Origin of the sequence: Umezakia ovalisporum Ak1311, from assembly GCF_029891685.1 — a bacterium.
GTDB classification, from domain to species: domain Bacteria; phylum Cyanobacteriota; class Cyanobacteriia; order Cyanobacteriales; family Nostocaceae; genus Umezakia; species Umezakia ovalisporum.
The window spans coordinates 20845-43338 of record NZ_JANQDJ010000052.1; the positions used below are offsets into that span (position 1 = coordinate 20845).

Below are 22494 nucleotides of genomic sequence, written 5' to 3' on the forward strand. Positions count from 1 at the left end.
AGATTTTGAACCCCATTTTTTTGAAAAGGAGATCATAGGTGAATCAACCTCTTTCATCCCAACAGTTATTTGAACTTCTTGAGCAGGTTCACAATAAATTGGAAGCAGTTGATAAAGAAAAAACGGAACCCATAGCTATTATTGGCATGGGTTGTCGATTTCCTGGAAATGCCAATGACCCTGCTTCATTATGGAGTTTATTGCATGACGGCGTGGATGCTGTTACAGAAATACCACTAGACCGTTGGGATATTGATGCTTACTATGATCCAGACCCTAATGCTCCTTTAAAAGGATACACCCGTAACGGTAGCTTTATTCAAGCAATTGACAAATTCGACGCTCAATTTTTTGGCTTGTCGCCTCGGGAAACAGCCAGTTTAGATCCCCAGCAAAGATTACTTTTAGAAATTACCTGGGAAGCTCTAGAAAACGCTGGACTGGCAGCAAATAAGTTGAGAAACAGTCGAACTGGTGTCTATGTGGGTATTTGTACAGATGATCATGTATCTAACCAAATATTTAACGCAGCTGTCAAATTAATTACCCAATTAAACAAAGACGAAGAAAACGTTGTTTCTGTGGATGGTTACACTGGTATAGGCGGTGCCCGTAGTGTAGCAGTAGGTCGAATTTCCCATCTATTAGGTTTACAAGGACCTAATATTCAGTTAGATACAGCCTGTTCCTCCTCGTTAATAGCTGTACATCTGGCTTGTCAAAGTTTGCGTTTAAAAGAATGTAATCTTGCCTTGGCGGGGGGAGTTAATTTGATTCTCTCACCCGCAAATACTCTAACTCGTTGCAAGATGAAAGCCCTAGCTCCTGACGGTCGTTGCAAAACTTTTGCAGCTACCGCAGATGGTTATGGTCAGGGAGAAGGATGTGGAATGGTAGTTCTCAAACGTCTCTGTGATGCCATAGCGGATGGTGATTCAGTTTTAGCCATAATTCGGGGATCGGCTACCAACCACGATGGACCTAGCGGTGGTTTAACTGTACCGAATAAAAAAGCTCAAAAGGAAGTCATCCAACAAGCGCTGCAAAATGCCAGGGTGGAGCCGCATCAAATCAGCTATGTAGAAGCTCATGGTACTGGTACTACTTTAGGTGACCCCATTGAGCTGGAGTCCCTAGCAGCAGTGTATGGACATAATCGCCCTGACAATGAACCCTTAGTGGTTGGTTCGGTGAAAACCAACTTCGGACATCTGGAAGCAGCCGCCGGTGTGTCATCTCTGATCAAAGTTGTACTAGCACTTTACCATCAGCAAATACCACGGCATTTGCACTTTACTGAACCTAATCCTTACATTCCTTGGGATAAAATTCCCGTAGTAATTCCCACGAAAACAATGCCTTGGCTCCGGAGAGAAAAACCGCGCCTAGCAGGAGTAAGTTCCTTTGGTATGAGCGGTAGCAATGTGCATTTAATTTTAGAAGAAGCTCCAGAACAATTGACAACTGCAAATTTAAAAGCCGACACTAAAGAATCTTTGGAGCGACCCATTCATCTACTAACACTATCAGCAAAAACTCCCCAAGCCCTAGAAGACTTAGCCAGTTCTTACTACAAACATTTGGAAATTGACTGTCAACAAACACTAGAAGACATATGCTATACCGCTAATACTGGACGCTCTCATTTTCTTTATCGTCTTGCTGTCATAGCTAATTCCACAGCAGAACTAAAGGCAAAATTGAAGCAAGTACAAAATATACAACAATTGACAGAAGCTAGGAATAGAAATACTGAAATTCCAGGAATGTTCTGTGGTAAAATTACCCACAACAATAGTCAACCAAAAATTGCTTTTTTGTTTACAGGTCAAGGCTCCCAGTATGTGGGAATGGGATATGAATTGTACCAGACTCAACCCAGATTTCGTCAAGCTTTAGAAGAATGTGCTTCCATTCTCAAATGTGAGCTAAACATCCCCTTGTTAGAAGTGCTTTACCCGCCTACAAAAACAGAAGGACAATCCCACTTTCTGGATCAAACAGCATATACTCAACCGGCTTTGTTTGCTGTTGAATATGCCCTAGTGCAGTTATGGAAGTCTTGGGGAATTGAACCCGATGTAGTGATGGGTCATAGTGTGGGAGAATATGTTGCCGCAACTGTGGCGGGAGTTTTCAGTCTTGCAGATGGTCTCAAACTGATTGCAACTAGGGGAAGGTTAATGCAAAACTTACCCCCGGATGGTGAAATGGTATCAGTAGTTGCATCGGAAGATGTGGTGAAAGCAGTAATAGCACCTTATGCTTCACAAGTAACAATTGCTGCTTTTAACGGGAGGGAAAGTATAGTAATTTCAGGGGCAAGTCAGGCTATTGGTATAATTTGTAATATTTTAGAATCTCAAGGAATTAAGTTAAAACCCTTACAAGTATCCCATGCTTTTCACTCACCACTAATGAAACCCATGGTGGCAGAATTTGCAGCATTAGCTCAACAAGTCACCTACCGTCAGCCTGAAATTCCTTTAGTATCTAATATAACTGGGGAATTAGTTGATAAAAATATTGCGACATATAGCTACTGGGTAGATCATATTAGCCAACCTGTGAGATTTACCCAAAGTATGGAAACATTAGATAAACATGGGTGTAGAATCTTCTTGGAAATCGGGCCAAAACCCATACTTCTGGGAATGGGTTGTCAATGTTTACCGGAAAATCAAAGTTTGTGGTTGCCTTCTTTGCGTTCAACCGCTAATGATTGGCAAGAAATGCTCTCTAGTATGGGAGAGTTGTATGTACAGGGAGTTAGGATAAATTGGTCGGGTTTTGATCAAGATTATACTCGGCACAAAGTAATGTTGCCAACTTATCCCTTTCAAAGGCAGCTTTATCCGAGAGAACCAATCCAAAATCTAGAAAAACTCTCGTTTGTTGAAACAACAAATGGTATTACTTCTCTTGTTAATTTACTCAACCAAGGAGATACAGAAAAGTTAACTCAACAATTTGAAAAATCAGGAAAATTCTCACCGGAACAGCTAAAATTACTACCCAATTTATTAGGATTACTAGCGGAACAATACCGGGAAGAACCAGAAATAAATATTATCAAAGAATGGCTCTATGAAGTCCAGTGGGAACCTTTAAATCTTCATGAACAAAAACAGTTTTTTGAACCTAGCCATTGGTTAATTTTTGCTGACTCAACAGGGCTAGGGAAAAAGCTGATGACTCAACTAAAAAACCAAGGACATGAATGTAGTTTAGTTTATCGAGCAGATAGTTACCAAAACCTTGAAGCAGGAATTTATCAAGTTAATCCCGCCCATTCTGAAGAATTTGAAAAAATTTATCAAGCAATTGGTAAAACAAGTACCTTACCCTTAAAAAAAATCATTCATCTGTGGAGCTTAGACACTGGTTATCAAAATAATTTAACAGTTTCCGCTTTAGAGGAAGCACAACTTTGGGGATGCGGTAGCCTATTGCATATATTACAGGCTTTAGTTGTCTACCAAAGCAAATTAACTACAGTGAACAATACTCAAGTGATGGCAGAATGGGGATATCTGCAAATCTGGCTAGTTACTAGAGGATCTCAACCTGTTTTATCACAGACAAAACCAATAGCAATCACCCAATCATCTTTGTGGGGATTAGGTCGAGTGATTGCTTTTGAATATCCACAATTGTGGGGTGGTTTGGTAGATTTAGATGCACAAGAATCAGATAATGAAGCAGAAATACTACTACAACTACTAAGGGAAAACCACAAAGAAGACAATCTAGCCCTACGGGATAATAAAGCATACGTAGCTCGTTTAGTCAAACAAACACTAGGTGAATTTAATTCTTTATCATTGCAGTCTGATGCTACTTATGTGATTACCGGAGGTTTAGGAGCTTTAGGAATACAAACAGCGGAATGGATGGTATCCAAAGGAGCCAAACATTTAGTTTTAATCAGTCGCACTCACCCTTCTGAGGAAATACAGAAAACAATTGGTCTGCTACAGAAAGCAGGAGCTAGCATTTATGTATTTTCTGGAGATATATCTGTTGAAGAAGATGTAGTTAAAATCCTAGAGGAGGTTCAAACATCTTTACCTCCACTACGAGGGGTAATTCATGCAGCCGGAATCTTAGATGATGGTCTGATACAGCAACTGAATTGGGAACGTTTTACTCAGGTGATGAAACCCAAGGTCAAGGGGGCTTGGTATCTGCATCAATTTACTCAACACCTGTTACTAGATTTTTTTGTTTGCTTTTCCTCCGCGGCTGCCTTGTTGGGTTCCCCGGGTCAAGGAAACTACGCTGCTGCTAATGCATTTCTGGATGGGCTGGCTCATTATCGTCGTCAGCTGGGATTGCCTGGATTAAGCATTAACTGGGGAGCATGGTCTAAAAGTGGCATGGCTACTCGGGTAAATAGCCAGTATCAAAACCGGATGAAAACATCTGGTGTAGGTACTATTGCTCCAAAACAAGGATTACAAATATTAGAGCAAATTTTACTTGGTCCATCTCCATCACAAGTGGGGGTAATGTCTGTAGATTGGTCAGTTTTAGCAGAAGAATGGAGTTTAGGAAATCCGAGTTCATTAATTTTACACCTTTTAGGGACGGAAGAATCACAACGACAATCTAGACTAAAACAAAAGCAAGAACAAAGTATTTTAGAAAAATTAGAAGCTGCACCAGAAGTTGAACATCAAGAGATTTTGAGAATTTATCTACAATCTCTAGTGGCAAAAACCCTAAAAACTCAATTATCAGATATTCCTACCCATGGTAATCTCATGGAAATTGGTATGGATTCTCTTATGACCATGGAAGTGGTAAATCAGATGAGTCGTGATTTGGACTTTATAATTTACCCCAGAGAATTTTATGAACGACCTAGAATTGATTCTCTAACTGAATATTTAAGTGTTGAACTGAGAAAAAAAAGTATTACTCTCAATTCAAGTCAATCATCTGCCAAGACTTTGGAAGTATTCGAGACAAAATCGAGTTTTAATTCTCCCCTCACTTCCAGTTCACAACGCCTCCCTGGAATTATCTTTATACTTTCTAGTCCTAGGTCTGGTTCAACCTTGCTGAGGGTAATGCTGGCTGGCCATCCTCACTTATTTTCTCCTCCAGAACTGCATCTGTTAGCCTTTAGTAACATGAGGGAGCGAGAAGAAAAACTTAAATTTTCCCACTTGGGTGAGGGACTACAAAAAGCCTTGATGGAAATTGAAAATTTAGATGCAACAGCTAGTCAGGCTTTGATTAAAAATATGGAATTGGAGAATTTATCCATTAAAGAGGTATATCAGAGGCTTCAGGAAAATATCAGCCCCCGGATGTTAGTGGATAAATCTCCTTCTTATGCTGTAAATCGCAGTATTTTAGAACGAGGAGAAGCTATATTTGCCAATTCCAAATACATTCATTTAGTTCGCCATCCCTACTCAGTGATTGAATCATTTGTGCGTATGCGGATGCAAAAAATGGCAGGTTTAGGTGATGATAATCCCTATGAGGTTGCAGAGCAGGTGTGGACAAAAAGCAACCAGAACATCCTCGATTTTTTAGATCACATAGAAACACAACGCCGCCACCAGATTATCTATGAACAATTGGTAAAGGAACCGTCTAAGACGTTATCAGAACTGTGTAGTTTTTTAAATATTGATTTTGATACAAAACTTTTGCATCCTTATGAAGGAAATCGGATGACTGAAGGTATTTATCAAAACTCACTATCAATTAGCGATCCCAATTTTCTGAAACACAATGCTGTTGATTTTAGTTTAGGAGACAAATGGAAAACCATTCAATTACCCCATAGATTAGGAGAACAAACCCGGGAACTTGTTAGACAATTCAATTATGAATTGCCTAACTCCATGGACACAGTTGCAAATAGTAAGACAGAAGAAAAGGAAACCCAAGTTTCTTTAAATCTTGTGAAGAAAGAGCTGCTCATGGATGAAAAGTTTTTGGAGTTGAGAGGAAATGAGATTTGTCTCTGTAGTTGGGGTTCTGAAAATAACCCTGTAATACTGTGTATTCATGGAATTTTGGAACAAGGTTTGGCTTGGCAAGAAGTGGCACAACCTTTGGTTGCAAAAGGTTATCGGGTAGTGGCTCCAGATTTATTTGGCCATGGACGCTCAAGTCATTTGAAAATGGTAACCGCCTATAATTCTCTAACATTTTTAGCTCAAATAGATAGAGTAATTCAGGAATTACCGGAGGAACCTTTGTTTCTTGTAGGGCATTCTATGGGTGCAATGTTAGCCGCAATGATTGCTAGTGTAAGGCCTGAAAAATTCAAAGCCTTGATGCTAGTGGAACCTCCACTACCTTCTTATGAAAACAAACAACAGGCAATTAATCAACTAACAACTTTTTTAGAATATTCTACCTCTTCACCAAAACATCCAACATTCCCAGATGTAGCAACTGCTGCTGAGAGACTGCGTAAAGCTACACCTGCTTTGTCAAAAGAATTTTCTTACATTTTAGCTGAACGAATTACACAACCCTGGGAAGAAGGAGTAATCTGGACTTGGGACTCAATTCTTCGCACTCGCTCTACCCTAAGTTTCAATAGTTTTAATGGAGGTAGATCCGAATATCTAGAAATGCTCAAACATATTCAAATTCCAACTACATTAGTTTATGGGAATAACAGTAAATTGAATCGTCCAGAAGATTTACAAGAACAACAAACAGCAATGGCTCTAGCAAAACGGGTCTTTGTTGACGGAGGACACAATCTCCACATCGAAGCTGCTTCTCAATTAGTAAAGCTAATTGAACTGGCAAATTCCTTATCTTAGTATTTGTGATTTTTGGTTTTCTTTGCACTTACTCCTTGTTAAACAAATGAAAAAATATATTCCCACCCAATTTGTTAAAAAAAAAGAGCGGAAAACGCTTAAAAAAAAGTATATTCCCACGCCACTGGTTGAAAAGAAAGACCGGAAAAAAGTACCAATAGTTGAACAACTTAAGAATCGTCGGTTTTCAATCGTGTATGTGATATGGCGATTTGCAATTTATTTTTTAGGGATATTATTCCGCAGATTTACAGGAAAAGCGGATATTCAAAAAACAGCAGTGGAATTGCGAGACATATTTGAAGATTTAGGTGGTTTATGGGTGAAGACAGGCCAATTATTAGCATTAAGAACAGACTTGTTTCCTGATGAAGTATGTGATGAATTAATACGGCTGCAATATGGGGCTCTTGGGTTTCCAATGGAATTAGTACGCTCAACTATTGAAGCAGAATTGGGTGTGCCGATGGATAAAGTTTTTGAATCTTTTGATGAAGAACCTTTAGCTGCTGCTTCCATTGCTCAAATTCATACTGCCGTTTTGTCTAAAAACAAGTTGCCTGTGATAGTTAAAATTCAACGTCCCGGTTTGGAGGATGCTTTCAGACGGGATTTACAAGTTATTAAACTTTTCGCAAATTCATTGCAATTTTTAAATATTGCCAAATATTTGCGGTTCGATGAAGCTGTATTAGAAGTGGAAAAAATATTTACTGAGGAGCTAGATTACCGATATGAGGCATCCAATATGGAACGGATGAAAAAAACTCTCAGAGAACATGGTGTTTATACTCCTTCAGTGTACAAAAAATATTCCAAGCGTCGGATTTTAGTGATGGAGTATATTCCTGGTGTATTAATGGCTGACTACATTCAGGCTTTAAATAATGACCCTGCCAAAGTAAAAAAATGGGATGAAGAAAATAAGGTAAACCGTAAAAAGTTGGGAGAAAATTTGTTTTTATCATTATTCCGACAAATATTTGAAGATAATTTATATCATGCGGATCTCCATCCAGGTAATATATTTTTGTTGCGTAATAGTAAATTTGTACTCATTGACTTGGGAAGTGTTGGCTCTCTGGATAAAGACTTGAGGAATAATTATTTAAACTACAATAATGCACTTGCGAGAGAAGATTTTCCTAAAGCAGCTGATTATATTATCCGTTTTGCAGTAGATATTCCAAGGGTGAACATATCTAGAGTACGTGCGGAAATGGCAACTGCAATTGAAGATTGGGCAAGTAAATCCCGACTGGATGGATTATCCTACAAGGAAAAATCCCTGGGTGGAGCTACTAGTGAAATTAGCAAAGTTTCTATTAAATATAATGTTCCCAGCAACTGGGGATTTTTAAAAGTAAGTAGATCTCTTTTAACTTTGGACGGATCTCTTCAATATCTGATACCAAATTTTAGCGCCTTGAAGCTGATAAAAAGGTACAATAAAGAGGCGCAGAGCCGTGCTTTAATTCAGAGTTTTAGTTTTGAAACTATTGCCAAATCCATAAATGAGTTTTTTGGAGCTGTGGATGAATATAACAACTTAATTCTTCCAAAACTACGAGAGCGCACTATACCTTTTGAGGGAAGCATTAACAAGTTTGCTCTTTTCCTGGCATCTATTTTACGTGCGGTTTCTTCTGCAACATTTATTAGTGGATTCGCTTTAGCCTATATTTTCTTATATCAACATCATTTTGTAATTATTAAACTCATTCATAATCCTCTTTTTGATGAAATTACTACACAGTTTCCACGCATACCATACCTGGAATGGATTTTAATTTTCATGGGAATCAACTTGATTTCACGAAGTTTGTCGGCTTGTTCGGTTATTTTAGAGAAAAAGGAATATGAAGCCAAAGGGATTTTATAGAGTTAGAATCTACTTTAGGAGCTTAATGTTAGGAGTAAAACCCTGTCTTTACAATTTATTTCCCTTCCTCCTTCTCATCCCCAACTACCCACAGGTTTAATTGTCTGCTTACATGGTTGGGGGGCTAATGCTGGGGATACTGCATCTTTATTACCATTTTTCAAGTTACCGAATTACCAATTTTTATTTCCCAATGCGCCTTTTCCTTTTCCTTATTCTGTTGCAGGTAGGGCATGGTATGACCTGAGATTAGAAAATATGTATGAAGGATTGGAAGAAGGTCGGCAATTGCTAATGGATTGGCTGCTATCTTTGGAAAATACTACCGGTGTGCCGCTATCACGGACTATTCTGTGTGGATTTTCTCAAGGTGGGGCTATGACTTTGGATGTTGGGCTAAAATTGCCTTTAGCTGGATTAGTTGTGATGAGTGGGTATTTACATCCTGGTGTAGTTACAACAGCTAAAACTGATTTTCCCCCAATGTTAATTATGCATGGTAAATATGATGAAGTTGTGCCACTGCAAGCTGCTTTAAAAGCACGGGAAACTTTAGAATCTCTAGGAATTGCCTTGGAATACCATGAATTTGATATGGGGCATGAAATTGGTCTAGAAATGTTAGATGTGCTACGCAATTTTGTGGGCAATCTCATTGGTTAGTACAGGGTAGCAATTTTTTGCAAATTATGGTAGAAAAAAATGCAAGTTTTTCGGAAATATGCATCCTCTAATGAGTAAGATAGATTGGGTGGCAGCGTCAAGCGCAACTCAAATCATGCTGGGTGAAAATTCTGCATAAGGGAGGGGCAAGCATTATGAAAACTTTAAGCATTTCCAAAAAGAACATTTCTGCTATGACCACGGCAGATGTAGAACAGTTGGCTAATCGTCTAGAAGTAGATAATTACAGCAATGCTTTTGAGGGTTTAAATGATTGGCATCTCTTGCGAGCCATCGCCTTTCAACGTCCTGAGTTAGTTGAACCCTACATCCATCTGTTGGATTTAGAAGCCTACGACGAAGCATAAAAATTTGAAAATTAGGAGTCAAGGGTTATTGTTCCTAACTACTGACTCCTAAGTTTCATCTGTGCCAAATCTCCAACCCCAAATCTCAAAGGTGAAAAAAAAGGTTATCATTGGTGTAAGTGGCGGTGTCGCTGCCTACAAGACTTGTGAATTAGTTTCAAGGCTGTTTAAAGGTGGGGTGGAAATTCGAGTCATTCTTACCCAAGCAGCAGAACAGTTTATTACCCCTTTAACTTTAGCTACACTCTCTCGTCATTGTGCATACACAGATAATGATTTTTGGCAATCAAATCACTCGCGTCCGTTGCACATTGAGTTGGGAGAATGGGCAGATTTGTTAGTAATTGCCCCGTTGACGGCCAATACATTGGCAAAATTAGCTTATGGTATGGCTGACAACTTACTGACAAGTACTGTACTGGCTTCTAGTTGTCCTGTGTTGTTGGCACCGGCGATGAATACAGATATGTGGGAACAGTTGGCAGTGCAACGGAATTGGCAGCAACTGTTAACAGATGTCAGATATCACGGCATGAGTACAGGATCGGGGTTATTGGCTTGCGATCGCATTGGTGCGGGGAGAATGGCAGAACCCCAAGAAATTTTGACTTATATCCAATCATTACTGCACGTTGGTGGTAAACGAGATTTAATTGGTAAGGGTGTATTAATTAGCGGTGGGGGAACAAGAGAATATCTTGATCCAGTGCGGTTTATTGGGAATCCGTCCACGGGGAAAATGGGACTGGCTTTAGCACAAGCGGCACTGCATCGAGGAGCAAATGTGACGTTAGTACATGGCCCAACTAGTGGGGATGTACCATTAGGTGTGCGAGCCATACCCGTAGTTAGTGCGAAGGAAATGCACCAAGCAATGCAATTACATTTCCCCAATGCTGATGTGATTATTATGTCCGCTGCGGTGGCAGATGTTAAACCCAGAGATTATAGTACAGAGAAATTACCCAAGCGATCGCTTCCCCGGGCTTTACCCTTAGAACCAGTATCAGATATCATTAGTGAACTAGCACAACTCAAACAACGCCATCAAGTTTTAATTGGGTTTGCTGCACAGACAGGGGACATTGTTACCCCAGCCATGGCTAAGTTGCAAAATAAGAAGTTGGATATTATTGTTGCTAACCCCATTGATCAGCCTGATAGTGGTTTTGGTAGTGACAATAACCAGGCGGTGCTCTTGGATAAACAAGGAAATCAAGTGGAAATTCCTCCTAGTTCTAAATTGCAAATGGCGCATGATTTATTTGATTTTATGGCCTTGGTGAATCCAGATATAAATTTATGAAGTTAAGCCGCGCTTCGGTAACACCCATAAGCGTACTGGGGACACAGTTGTCAAAGAAATACCAAAACCTCAATTGCGTCGCTATTTCCCAAGGGTTTCCAGTCTTTTCCTTATAATATCTGTAACACCTGACTAATTCGGGCTTGGTTTTTCACTTAGGGTTGGGTTTGGAAATGTTTACCTCGTCAGAGATTCCCATCATTGGGATAATTTTATTAATTGCTTTGGGTATTTTAGGTTGGGGCTTTTATCGCGCGAGACCTTTTGGCAAACTGGGGATTTTAGCCTGGTTGCAGTCGGTGGTGTTAATGACTCCCTGGCTGCTGTTCTTTGGTTTATTTGCTGCCGGAATTTACATTAACATAGTTGGTGTATTGACTTTAGTAGTAATTTCTGCTGGTTTGTACATTTTCTTAGGCAGACAGTTACGCGCTGCTGGACAAGATGCAATTATTCAGCAAAGAGCAACACAAAGGCTAGCTGCTAATTCTTCACAAGGCTCAGAGAATTTACCGCAAGTGGTGCTTGAGGAAATTAAAATCCCAGTATTGCCAATTCCGGAAGGAGACTTAACCGCCATTAAAAGTATTTTCGGGATTGATACGTTTTTTGCCACAGAAACTATCTCCTATCAAGAAGGGGCGATTTTCAAAGGTAATATGCGTGGGGAAGCAGAAGAAGTTCACAAACGCCTTACGGCAAGTTTGCAAAAAAAATTAGATGATAAATATCGACTGTTTTTAGTGGATGGTAGGGAAGGTAAACCTGTGGTGATTGTCTTACCTAGCCGTAACGATCCGCGTCCAATGTCATTACAGCAAAAATCTTTTGCAGTGATTCTGTTCATGGCAACAATTGCCACTTGTTTGGAAACTGCGGGATTGCTGTTGAATTTTGATTTATTTGCCAACCCAGAACGATATATAGAAGCTTTACCCATAGGTACTGGGATATTTGCAATTTTGGCAAGTCATGAAATTGGTCATTGGTTATTGGCTCGTCGTCACCAAATCCGCATCAGCTGGCCTTTCTTTTTACCAGCTGTGCAAATAGGTTCCTTTGGTTCAATTACTCGCTTTGAGTCTTTGTTACCCAATCGCAAGGTACTATTTGATCTTGCTTTGGCAGGACCTGGTGCTGGCGGTATCATTTCTTTGTTAATGTTGATTAGCGGTTTGCTGCTTTCCCGCCCGGATAGTTTATTTCAATTGCCGAATCAGTTTTTCCAAGGTTCAATTTTAGTAGGTAGCTTGGCACGGGTTGTGCTGGGTTCAGCATTACAATCATCTGTTGTCAGTGTCCATCCCCTGGTGGTCATTGGTTGGTTGGGATTAGTCATCAATGCTTTGAATTTAATGCCAGCTGGACAATTAGATGGTGGTCGTATTATACAGGCAATTTATGGACGCAAAACCGCAGCACGAGCCACTGTAGCAACTTTAGTTCTACTGGGGCTAATTTCCCTTGGTAATTCCCTAGCCATTTACTGGACACTGGTGATTTTCTTTTTGCAAAGAGATTTGGAACGCCCTAGTTTAAATGAAATCAGCGAACCAGATGATGCTAGAGCCGCTTTAGGTTTATTGGCACTGTTGTTAATGATTACCACTTTATTACCTTTAACTCCCGGTGTAGCGGGAAGATTAGGAATTGGAGGATGAGGCTTTTCTTCACCCCTAAACCCTGGTCTATTTTAATGGAGCAAGAGGACTCACGTTACAGTGGTCAGAGTTAACGGGATGATTAATTGCCACCAGTATAAAATTGAGGGAGCGGAAGTTAACGGCTTATGACTGTGTTCTCTAAGCGACCGATGCCTTCAATTTCCACACGGATGCGATCGCCTATGTGTAATTGCCCTACACCAAATGGCGTACCGGTAAGCACCACGTCTCCTGGTAGTAGTGTCATAATTTCACTAATATAGGAAACTATCACATCCGGCGAAAAAACCATTTGATCAATACAGGCAGATTGCACAGGGATAGCATCGTCGTTCAAGAAGGTCTGCAATCTAGCTCCAGGATTCAATTCCCGGACAATCCAAGGGCCTAAGGGACAGAATGTGTCAAAACTTTTGGCGCGAGTCCATTGACCATCCTTTTGTTGTAGGTCTCGGGCGGTTACATCATTAGCTATTGTATAGCCCCAAATTTTGGTTTGGGCTTCTTCTGGTGTGCATTCACAGACGCGATCGCCAATCACTAGTGCTAACTCACCTTCGTAGTCTACCCGTTGGGATTGGGGGGGGTATTTGATTTCAGTTTCTGTGGCGATGAGAGAGGTTGGCGGCTTGAGAAAGATTAATGGTTCATTTGGGACGGTGCTACCCATTTCTTGAGCATGGTCTGCATAATTTTTGCCTATTGCCACAACTTTTGAGGGGGCACAGGGAGTCAGAATTTGGTAATTTTCCGGTTTAAGAATTAAATCTGTGGGTTGCCCTTGTAACCAAGGTGGAGCATCTAGCACCTGCACGTTGAGGGATAGTTGTAGCAATCCATAGTAAATCTTGCCTTCTAGATTTTGAACTCGCACAAAGCGCTGGGCCATAACCTTGATTAGTATCCTTTTGTCTGGGATTAAAAGCTGTGAGTAGGGAGCAATCTTCAGTGTGTAATAGAGGCTTAGGCCTGAGATTAATAACTATAATCTGAATTTGGTCAGTACAGCTGCACTACCCCGTTAGTTGAGTTGATAGCTTCAGTGAACACCTAGCCTTTGCTGTGGTAAGAGGGCTTTTTGCTTTGTGATTGGGCTGATTCCCTGAGGATCGTCAAAGCGGCTTTTTTTGAAGATGCAAATTTGGCTGATTTGGCTGATGATTTAAATTTAAAACTGGTAGAATTATATTTCCTTGTTGCTTAGATGTTAATTATAGCTAGTATATTTTGTCCTAGTAATGTATAAAATCACATCAGCAGCCCTTTGTCCATAAGGTGAGTAAAAATCATGTCCATAGTTTACGAAACAATTTACATTCTGCGTCCTGATTTGGGAGATGAACAAGTAGAGCAAGCTATTACCAGATACAAGAACTTGCTCACGGAACTAGGTGGTGAAAATATCGAAGTTCAAAATCGTGGTAAACGTCGCCTGGCTTATGAAATTAAAAAGCATCGGGATGGGATTTACATTCAAATGAACTACACCGGGAAAGGAAGTGCCGTGGCTCCCGTGGAGCGTGCTATGCGTTTGAGCGAAGAAGTGATTCGCTACTTGACCATTAAGCATGATGTACAGGAGGAAAAGGTAGAAGCAGAAGAGCCGGTTGCTGTTTCCGTCTAGGAAAAGTTGTGAGTAAACAGTATTGAGTTTTGAGTTGTAAAAACTCAATACTGAAAACAGAAAATCTCAAAAAATTTTTTACCATCTGTTTTTTTTGGCTTGAGTTGGCAATACTCAATTAATAAGTACTTTCTCAAGGCACTACACCGCAGTTATACCTAGCTAAAATTGGACAAGGATTCGTCAATGGGAGCTGTAAGCCACTGTGAGCCAAACTGACACGCCCGACATTCAAGCCCTCTCCACCGAGGTATCGCAGCTGCGCCAAGAGTTGCAGCTTCGTGATCAATTAGTCCAGGAGCTATGTCGAGAACTCTTCCGACTTGTAAAAAGCAATAGTAAATTTATACCCCTGGGGCTTCAACCTGAATATGATCCGAGTCAGTTACAAGCATTGCAAGAACAATTGCAAGCAATTGAACGGCAAGTAGTGTTCTACCAAGAACAAATTACTTCTCGTAATAGTGAAATTTATCAACTGCGACAATCAGTGCAAGAACTCACGGAGCAAAGTCGGATGTTGGAGGAAGTTGTACAAGAATTACCTCAAATTTACCGTCGTAAGTTCCAGGAGGGTATAGCTCCGGTCAGACAAAAAGTAGCAACATTACAACGAGAAAATCGCCAACTTCATGCAGAATTGCAAAGTGTGAGTTACAGTTTGGCTTTAAGAACTCGCAGGGCTAGCCACAGTGCTATTGATTTACCCAACTTTCCCCGGCCATAGTAAGAATATTAATAATTTGCAACAATTCGGACAATAATAAACCACTTACCTCTTTGGAAGTGGTGGATTTTTTTTAGGAGTAAGGTGAAATTTTTACGTGGTGCAGTTTGGATTGCAAGTGAACAAAATTTGCTTTTACCTGATTTGCTGTTCTCCCACTGCACCTGCTGGAACTTAGTTCAGTATGCCATAGCGAAATTAAGTAAATTATGCAACCACTAAGTTGTTCTCATTGGTGTGGGTAAAAATATTCTCGTAAGTATCAAAAATTTCAAACACTGAGTCGAGTTGTGTGAGCTCCAATATTAATCTAACCGGGGGTTGTACGTTACATAAAACTAAACGACAACCATTTTTACGTGCTAATGTTAGTCCGTTAATTAAAGGGACCAATCCTGAACTGTCCATGAAATCTACTTCTGACAGATCAATAACCCAGACTTGATGAGGTTGGGGTGTTACCTTAAGCATCTCTGTGCTAAAAGCCATTCCACCCTGCAAGTCTATAGTGCCGTGGGGCTTAAATAAAACCACTTGATCTTGTGAGATAGTCATGAATTTAACCAAGTAATTGGAAGACGTAACAAAAGAGAAATTTGACATCAATACTGCTTCACTGTCAATCGCAGTGTAAATAACATCTGTGTTTGATTTCCAAACTCAGGAAGTTAGAGCAGTCATGTTGGATCCATCTAGTACAGTGTTTATGCTGTAAAATTTATGTTAACTTTTTTAAATATATGCATAACAGATCCATAATTTCAGTATCAAAAGTACCTTTTAAGATATTTTTATATGTTTTCTGGATATTTATGATTTTTATATAAGAAATACTAAACAGTGTAGCATTAATTGTGAATTTGTGGTAAGGAGCTGATAAATATTGAGTTTTCAATATCTGGATAAGTAGAGAAGAAAAAAGCCAAAATCAAGGGTTTTAGTCAGTTATTGGTCAATTAACGATTTATTTGTTTCTGAATCACGGCACAGCCCTGCAATGCACTCCTGGGGGCGGATTGATTGACACCCTAGCCAGAGAAAAGCCAAGATATATGAAAGGTAAAAAATTGTAAAGGCGGTGCGGGATGTCTCTTGATCTGATTTCACTAGAAAACATCCAGGAGTTTGCTCACCAGTATGGCTACTGGGCAGTTTTTTTGGGAATTTTATTAGAAAATTTGGGCATTCCTCTTCCTGGTGAAACAGTGACTTTGGTGGGCGGATTTTTAGCTGGTAGCAAAGAACTAAACTATTGGTTGGTTCTGAGTGATGCGGTGGTAGGTGCTGTTATTGGTGGTGCTTGCGGCTATTGGATTGGTAAATTTGGCGGTTGGCCTTTCTTGGTACAAGTAGGTAAACTATTTCGCATTTCCGATGAACGATTGTTGAATATTAAAGACCAATTTAGTGAAAATGCCACTAAAGCTGTGTTTTTTGGGCGTTTTTTCCCATTGCTGCGAATTTTTGCAGCACCACTAGCTGGTATAGCTGAAATGCCTTTTAGAAAATTCTTTTTATACAACCTGTTGGGGGCAACACTCTGGGGTAGTGTGATGGTAACATTAGCTTTCTTTGCCGGCAAAGTTGTTTCCCTAGAACAACTGGTGGACTGGGTAAGTAAGTTTGCCATGGTGGCTTTACTAATCCTTGTTGCGTTGATTGCTATACCCATCTGGTTAGAATCCCGCCAAGTCAACCGGGTGACAGGTGAGTAGAAACAAACATCGTAATATTGAGGGGTGCAGGGTGGCAAGAAAAGCCCCACTCCCCACTGGTCACTTTTTAACTTCTACTTTGCACCGCCCAAATACGAGTTGGTAATCCCCAAACGTAAATAAAGCCTTCAGCAGCTTTGTGGTCAAATTGATCTTCGGATCCGTAGGTTGCCAAATCTGGGCTATAGAGTGAATGGTCACTCCAACGCCCAACTACAGTGGCGTTACCTTTAAAAAGTTTTACTCGTACAGTTCCCGAAACTCGTTCTTGTGTGGTTTGGATAAAAGCATCGAGTGCAGTTTTCAGTGGACTGTACCAAAGACCGTTATAAACAATTTGGGTGTAAGTTTCTTCTATACCTCGCTTGTAGTGGGTAACATCTGCTGTTAAAGTCAGGCTTTCTAAATCACGGTGTGCCTGAATTAACACTAACATTCCGGGTGATTCGTAAATTTCCCGGGATTTGATACCTACTAAGCGGTTTTCTATCATGTCGATCCGCCCAATACCATGATTTCCTGTTACCTGATTGAGTTGTTGAATTAGCTCAACAGGGTTTTTGGCTGTGCCGTTAAGGCTGGTGGGAATACCTCGTGTAAAACCAATTTCAATATACTCTGGTTGACTAGGGGTATCAGCCATGGCCTTGGTCATTTCGTAGATTTCTTCTGGCGGTTCAACTGTTGGATCTTCCAGTACACCGGCTTCAATACTACGACCAAGTAGGTTTTTATCAATACTGTAGGGGGAAGATTTCTTTACTGGTGAGGGGATACCAAATTTCTCTCCGTAAGCGATGGTTTCCTCTCGACTCATACCCCACTCTCTGGCTGGTGCAAGGATCTTAAGGTTGGGATTCAAAGCGGCACAGGCTACATCAAAGCGAACCTGGTCATTACCTTTACCTGTGCAGCCGTGAGCTATGGCATCGGCCCCGTATTCATGGGCAACTTCCACTAATATCTTGGCAATCAACGGACGAGCCAGGGCTGTTCCCAAGGGATATCGATTTTCGTAAAGGGCATTTGCTTGAACGGCGGCAAAGGCATAATCTTTAACAAAACTTTCTTTAACGTCAGCCACTAAGGACTCACTTGCACCGGATTTCAGGGCTTTTTTTCGGATTGGCTCTAATTCATCTCCTTGACCTAAATCCGCCGCGAGGGTAATTACTTCTTCTACACCCCACTCATTTTTTAGGTAGGGAATACAAACAGAGGTATCCACTCCCCCAGAATATGCCAAGACAACCTTTTTAGCGCGACCCATTGGTTTGATTTCTCCAGTTAGGAAAACAATGAATGAGTCATTATTATATGATATGTGGCAGAAATGTTGACTGTTGACTGTTGACTGTCCAAGTTGTGGGTCGGTGATACAAAATTTGAGCAATTAATGACTCTATATCTGGGTAAAACGCAAAAATTGTAAATTTTTATTGCAGGATTCAACACTTCTGGATATGTGGGTTGAAAACCTGATTTAAAAATTGCCCCTTAAAAATACGCTGAATATATTCTCGTTGATATTTAATTCGTTGTTATCTTTATCTCTGCCATAGTCGTACTGATTATTATTCCAGGATAAGTTAAGTATGGGACTGTCCTGATTTGTGCCAAATTTCAATTGCCCTGCCACACCATAGACAGAACGAGCAGGGTTTTCATTGATAGGATTATAGTAGGCTGATAATGCGAAATTCTTGCTAAATCGAATACCAACACCTGTAACCAGAATATTCTCAATGGAATCGGGTAAAACATCCCCAAAATAGTTAGTTATACCAAACCAAAAATCACTGATATTGGCCCTCGCTGCAAGTGTGATTGAATTCACAAAGTCATTGGGGCGAGTTTCTCGGTCAAAAGCATAATTAACTCCACTGGATATGACTAAATTACTATTGCGACTGAAGGGTATAACTTTAGCGACACTACCGCTTGCTTGACTGTAGTAATCAATATCTGGATTAACATAAGCGATTACACCTCCAGAAAAAGTCCATCTGTCGGGGGTTCTTTTCTTAAAATCTAAGCCTCCGTAAGCTTTAATTTCTTCTGCACCTATCACACCTGTATAATATCTGGTGGCTTGGTCTGTGGCGGTGAAATTTCCCGTGAAACTTACATGTGGCGCATATTTTATTTCTTCTCGGTATTTGTTAGTTGTGACATCATAAACTTCTTGATTTAAGTTAGTGGTGTAAACCTGAGTGTAAAAGTTGTCTAAATTGAAGGTGGAAAAATTTTGATTGTTAACGCTAGAAAAAAAACTTACATTAGAATCATACCCTCCTTCTCCACCACCCCCGGCTGCCACTGTCTGGGGGCCAATTTGTTGAAAACGACTACTAGCATTGGACTTGCGTTCAATAACCCGTGATGCCCCCAACCAAATACTGTTAAATGTAGCAGCAGGTACTTGTTGTAAACCTGTGGCTGTTTGTGGCATATTTTCCGCTCTGCCAAATCCCCCATGATAAGCAGTCAAACTATGGGCAGGAAGTCTGACATTATTAGCCGCTAAAAACAAATTGCTGTTAACATTAGGCTTAAAACCATTGGTCAAAGGTTTACCACCATTCTCAGGTGAAAGGGAATTATTTTTACTACTTGAGGTGAGTTTATTTTCTGAATCAGCAATATCAGGTATTATGTCGGGCAGAAAACTATATGCCACTTGCAAAGCTGTATTCAGTACAGTGTTATCATCATTTAAAATGAAATTAAATCCCTGGACTGTCCGACCAATAACAGCTTCTCGGTCATTAAGTTTGACAATTTGCCTAACTCGATAATAAGTTGTTGCGGGTGTATTTTCTATTTCTTCTATTCTGTCAATAGATGTTTTATTGCCATGACTATTGCCAACAAATGAACCTATATTTGGTAATAACAAATCTATACCAATTTCTTGGCCATTAACTCCAGATTGAAATCCTGGTTGCCTAATGGCGGCTAATGTTTCTGGTTGTACAACATCACCTACTTTTGCAGTTTGGACGATGCGAGTAGGTGTTAGGGTGTCGGGGTTTATCTCACTAAATTTTAAACCGGGAGTATATGTACATACTTGATCTGGAGTACTACCGGGAAAAAGACATGAAGCTGTCATGCTTAGTTGGATTTTTGTGCCGAGTATGGTTTGGGGTTCTTTAAAATCAACAGTAACTTCTCTGCTTTTTCTCAGGGTTTGCAGTTGTAAATATTCTGCTTTTTGGTCTAGGGTTAAAACATTATTTTTTGTTAGGTTCTCTTGGATTTGTCCGTTGATTTTGATAACTCCGTTAATGTCAAAGTCTGTATTTCGGGTATTACCAAAGTTAGTACCTACACTTAATTTTCTTTCGGTCAAATGATTAATTAATACACCATTTACTGGAATAGTAGTTATGGGAGTACGGATTTTTTTATCGTCAGCAATTCTAGGAGGAATAATATATTCTTCAGCTTGGGGTGGTTTTTCTGTTGGTGATTTTTGGTCAATATTTAACTCGTCGACTTCAAGCTGTAATCCTGGTGGTAGGTCTAGTGGATCTAATTGCTTAATATTAGACTGTACTTGACTAATTGTCTTGGGAATACAAGACTGAACTTGAGGATTAGTTTTTGCTAAATCGTTGACTGTGGTAAATTCTGGTTCTCCAGTGTTGCCGGGGGGACAAGATGGTAGGTGAGAATTAGTTGTGGATAAATCTGTTACTTGTGTTTTTTGAATCAAATTAGAGCCAGATGTTGGTAAAATCCTCTTAGCTCGCACATTAGCAATTAATGCAGAAGCATCTGCTAAAACATAAGCGCTTTTTTCTAATTCAGGGGTTGCGGATAATTTTAATTGGCTATGGTTAATTTGGTTTTCTATTTTCCATTTGTTTGCATATATCTCCGCACCTGCTGGTTTAGCAAAGAATATTGTTGTTGAACTTAATAAGAATACAAATACGAGGTTGAAGTTTTTGTAGGGAAGAGTTATGTTAAACATTTATGACAAACCTGCAATAAGTACCTGGTTAAATCAGACTTACTATGTATTGTTTCGTAAATTTTATTTGGAGTATTTGGAGTATTTGGAGTATTTTTAACTTACAAAAATTACACCACTTTGCGGTGTAGTCAGGTACACTATTGGCGGGCAGTATGCGCAGCCCACAAAGGTTTCATGATTATGATTTGTACTTTATAGGAACGAAATATGCTGTATGTGATTGATTACTTGATGAAATGTGGTAGAGACACACGCTAACCATGTCTCTAACCAATAAACATAAAAATGTAGGTTGAAAACCATCTGAAGATTATCAGGTCGGACATTAGGTGTGGCTCAGTTTACACTGCACCAGATGCTCCGACGGATTTTTCAACAATACAAAATCTAAAACCCAGTTTCAACAGATCCGATGGGGATTAGTGTCTGTGTGGAGGTACCAATAAAGTTAGCTTGCTCAGTTTCTAAAGCAGGGTCTTCACTACCTGTGATAGTGACATTGTTGTAAATTTCTTCTTCAAATTGGTCAGCAGTTTCGAATACATAAGATCCACTATCGCTGATTAATTCAATTACTCCAGCGCTTCCTAAAGCAGCAGCGGAGACAAGACCCGCATTGCTAGTAGCTTTGGCGGCTGCATCATTTTTACCTACAGCTCCTGCTGCAGCCATTTCGGTTACTGAACCATCTGCGTCAAGGGTAACTGCTACAGCTCCCGCAACACCGCCATCACCTGCAGAAGCTACAGAACCGAAGCCAAATACACTAGCGGAAACTGCAACTAATGCGATCGCTAATTTTTTGTTGAATTTCATAGACTTGCATTCCTATTATTGAAACTTCAATGTACTGGTGATCTACGCATTTCCATATCTGTGCTGGGATGAATTTCAATATTTCAGTTACTGTTAGCTCCAATAAGACTATCAACACATACTGTTGACTTTTAGGTGTGGACACTCTTAAGTATCTGAATCTGAATTGAAAAACATTATAATCCAACAATAATCAGATTAAGTTTAGATTAAAACTTGCAGTGCGTAAATCTTGTAACAGGGTTATATTACTTAAAAACAATTACTTAGTCAAGCGGTTCAAAATTAATTTGAAATAACCGTTTTTTGATGGTAAAAATATATATTCTTAACTTTATCTTAAAGTAAAAATAAACGGAATTTCTTAAATTTTTACTAACTCAAATTAAACTTGACTAAATCAATGCTTTTCTTAGCCAGGTATTGTTTCCCAATTAATTTAAAAATGATTTACCGAAAAAATAGTTGTATTTGTGGTTTTTTATTAGAGAAACTGTCATTGTTCTCTACAGCATTTATCTGGTTAGTATAGGTATTAAAAACTCGAGGGTTTTTAAAAGCAATTTAAGTTGAAAATGTATAAATAATTTATAAAGACTAAGGGATATTAAATGTTGACTGTTGACTGTCCAAGTTGTGCGTCAGTGATACAAAGCAATTAATGACTTTATTCTTAATAGACAATGAACTTTATCTGGGTAAAAGGCAAAAATTTTAAAGTTTTATTGCAGGATTTAATACTTCTGATATTTAAAGATACAAGATGTGTTTTTTGCAAAGTTTAATAAAAGGTAAAATAAAGAATAAGAAATAGTTAAAATTCCCCTGTGAATAAAAAGACCCCCAACTTTTTTTCAGGAAGTCAAGGGTCTTTACTTACAAGTTATTGGATAGGAAAATTACTTGAATTTTCGAGGTTAAACACAGACAACGACAAATAA

The 22494-nt window shown here is 39.6% G+C and carries 14 protein-coding genes; 9 read left to right on the forward strand and 5 right to left on the reverse strand.

Going from position 1 to position 22494, the window contains the following annotated elements; translation table 11 throughout:
- Positions 1 to 38 precede the first annotated feature (38 nt).
- The 6 genes from NWP25_RS09900 (at position 39) to NWP25_RS09925 (ending at position 12683) form a co-directional block, all read left to right on the forward strand.
- Positions 39 to 6803 (forward strand): type I polyketide synthase, encoded by a 6765-nt coding sequence (locus NWP25_RS09900; RefSeq protein WP_280699293.1) that lies wholly within the window; start codon positions 39 to 41, stop codon positions 6801 to 6803.
- On the forward strand, positions 6778 to 8685 hold the full coding sequence (locus NWP25_RS09905) for an ABC1 kinase family protein (protein ID WP_280651410.1): 1908 nt from the start codon (positions 6778 to 6780) through the stop codon (positions 8683 to 8685). The genes NWP25_RS09900 and NWP25_RS09905 overlap by 26 nt, the downstream gene beginning before the upstream one ends.
- 42 nt (positions 8686 to 8727) lie before the next feature.
- Positions 8728 to 9348 (forward strand): alpha/beta hydrolase, encoded by a 621-nt coding sequence (locus NWP25_RS09910; protein WP_280651425.1) that lies wholly within the window; start codon positions 8728 to 8730, stop codon positions 9346 to 9348.
- A gap of 155 nt (positions 9349 to 9503) precedes the next feature.
- Positions 9504 to 9716 carry a protein IsiD gene (gene isiD, locus NWP25_RS09915; protein ID WP_280651409.1) on the forward strand — a complete coding sequence of 71 codons (213 nt, stop codon included), beginning with the start codon at positions 9504 to 9506 and terminating at the stop codon, positions 9714 to 9716.
- Positions 9717 to 9777: 61 nt separating this feature from the next.
- Positions 9778 to 11022, forward strand: coding sequence for a bifunctional phosphopantothenoylcysteine decarboxylase/phosphopantothenate--cysteine ligase CoaBC (coaBC, locus tag NWP25_RS09920; protein WP_374914107.1), 1245 nt, complete (start codon positions 9778 to 9780; stop codon positions 11020 to 11022).
- A gap of 173 nt (positions 11023 to 11195) precedes the next feature.
- Complete coding sequence (locus tag NWP25_RS09925; protein ID WP_280651407.1) at positions 11196 to 12683, forward strand: site-2 protease family protein; 1488 nt, start codon at positions 11196 to 11198, stop codon at positions 12681 to 12683.
- A 118-nt stretch (positions 12684 to 12801) separates the two neighbouring features.
- Here the strand turns inward: NWP25_RS09925 and NWP25_RS09930 are convergent, their stop codons facing one another.
- Positions 12802 to 13575, reverse strand: coding sequence for a fumarylacetoacetate hydrolase family protein (locus tag NWP25_RS09930; protein ID WP_280651406.1), 774 nt, complete (start codon positions 13573 to 13575; stop codon positions 12802 to 12804).
- Positions 13576 to 13974: 399 nt separating this feature from the next.
- On the opposite strand from NWP25_RS09930, the gene rpsF reads away from it, so the two are divergent.
- Together rpsF and NWP25_RS09940 are read left to right on the forward strand one after the other, a co-directional pair.
- Positions 13975 to 14310, forward strand: coding sequence for a 30S ribosomal protein S6 (rpsF, locus tag NWP25_RS09935; RefSeq protein ID WP_280651405.1), 336 nt, complete (start codon positions 13975 to 13977; stop codon positions 14308 to 14310).
- Positions 14311 to 14515: 205 nt separating this feature from the next.
- Positions 14516 to 15037: an Npun_F5560 family protein gene (locus NWP25_RS09940; protein WP_280651404.1), complete on the forward strand. Its 522-nt coding sequence runs from the start codon at positions 14516 to 14518 to the stop codon at positions 15035 to 15037.
- A gap of 207 nt (positions 15038 to 15244) precedes the next feature.
- Here the strand turns inward: NWP25_RS09940 and NWP25_RS09945 are convergent, their stop codons facing one another.
- A complete protein-coding gene (locus tag NWP25_RS09945) occupies positions 15245 to 15592 on the reverse strand; it encodes an STAS domain-containing protein (RefSeq protein ID WP_280651403.1) in 348 nt (115 codons plus the stop codon).
- A 530-nt stretch (positions 15593 to 16122) separates the two neighbouring features.
- Between NWP25_RS09945 and NWP25_RS09950 the strand changes: the two genes are divergently transcribed.
- Entirely contained in the window at positions 16123 to 16752 is a 630-nt protein-coding gene (locus NWP25_RS09950; RefSeq protein WP_280651402.1) for a DedA family protein, read from the forward strand.
- Between the two features lie 67 nt (positions 16753 to 16819).
- On the opposite strand, the gene NWP25_RS09955 is transcribed toward NWP25_RS09950, so the two are convergent.
- From NWP25_RS09955 to NWP25_RS09965, 3 genes are all read right to left on the reverse strand, one after another.
- A complete protein-coding gene (locus NWP25_RS09955; protein WP_280651401.1) occupies positions 16820 to 18022 on the reverse strand; it encodes an argininosuccinate synthase in 1203 nt (400 codons plus the stop codon).
- Between the two features lie 213 nt (positions 18023 to 18235).
- Positions 18236 to 20734 (reverse strand): hypothetical protein, encoded by a 2499-nt coding sequence (locus tag NWP25_RS09960; RefSeq protein WP_280699296.1) that lies wholly within the window; start codon positions 20732 to 20734, stop codon positions 18236 to 18238.
- 390 nt (positions 20735 to 21124) lie between these two features.
- Positions 21125 to 21553 carry a hypothetical protein gene (locus NWP25_RS09965; protein ID WP_280699298.1) on the reverse strand — a complete coding sequence of 143 codons (429 nt, stop codon included), beginning with the start codon at positions 21551 to 21553 and terminating at the stop codon, positions 21125 to 21127.
- Positions 21554 to 22494: the final 941 nt, after the last annotated feature.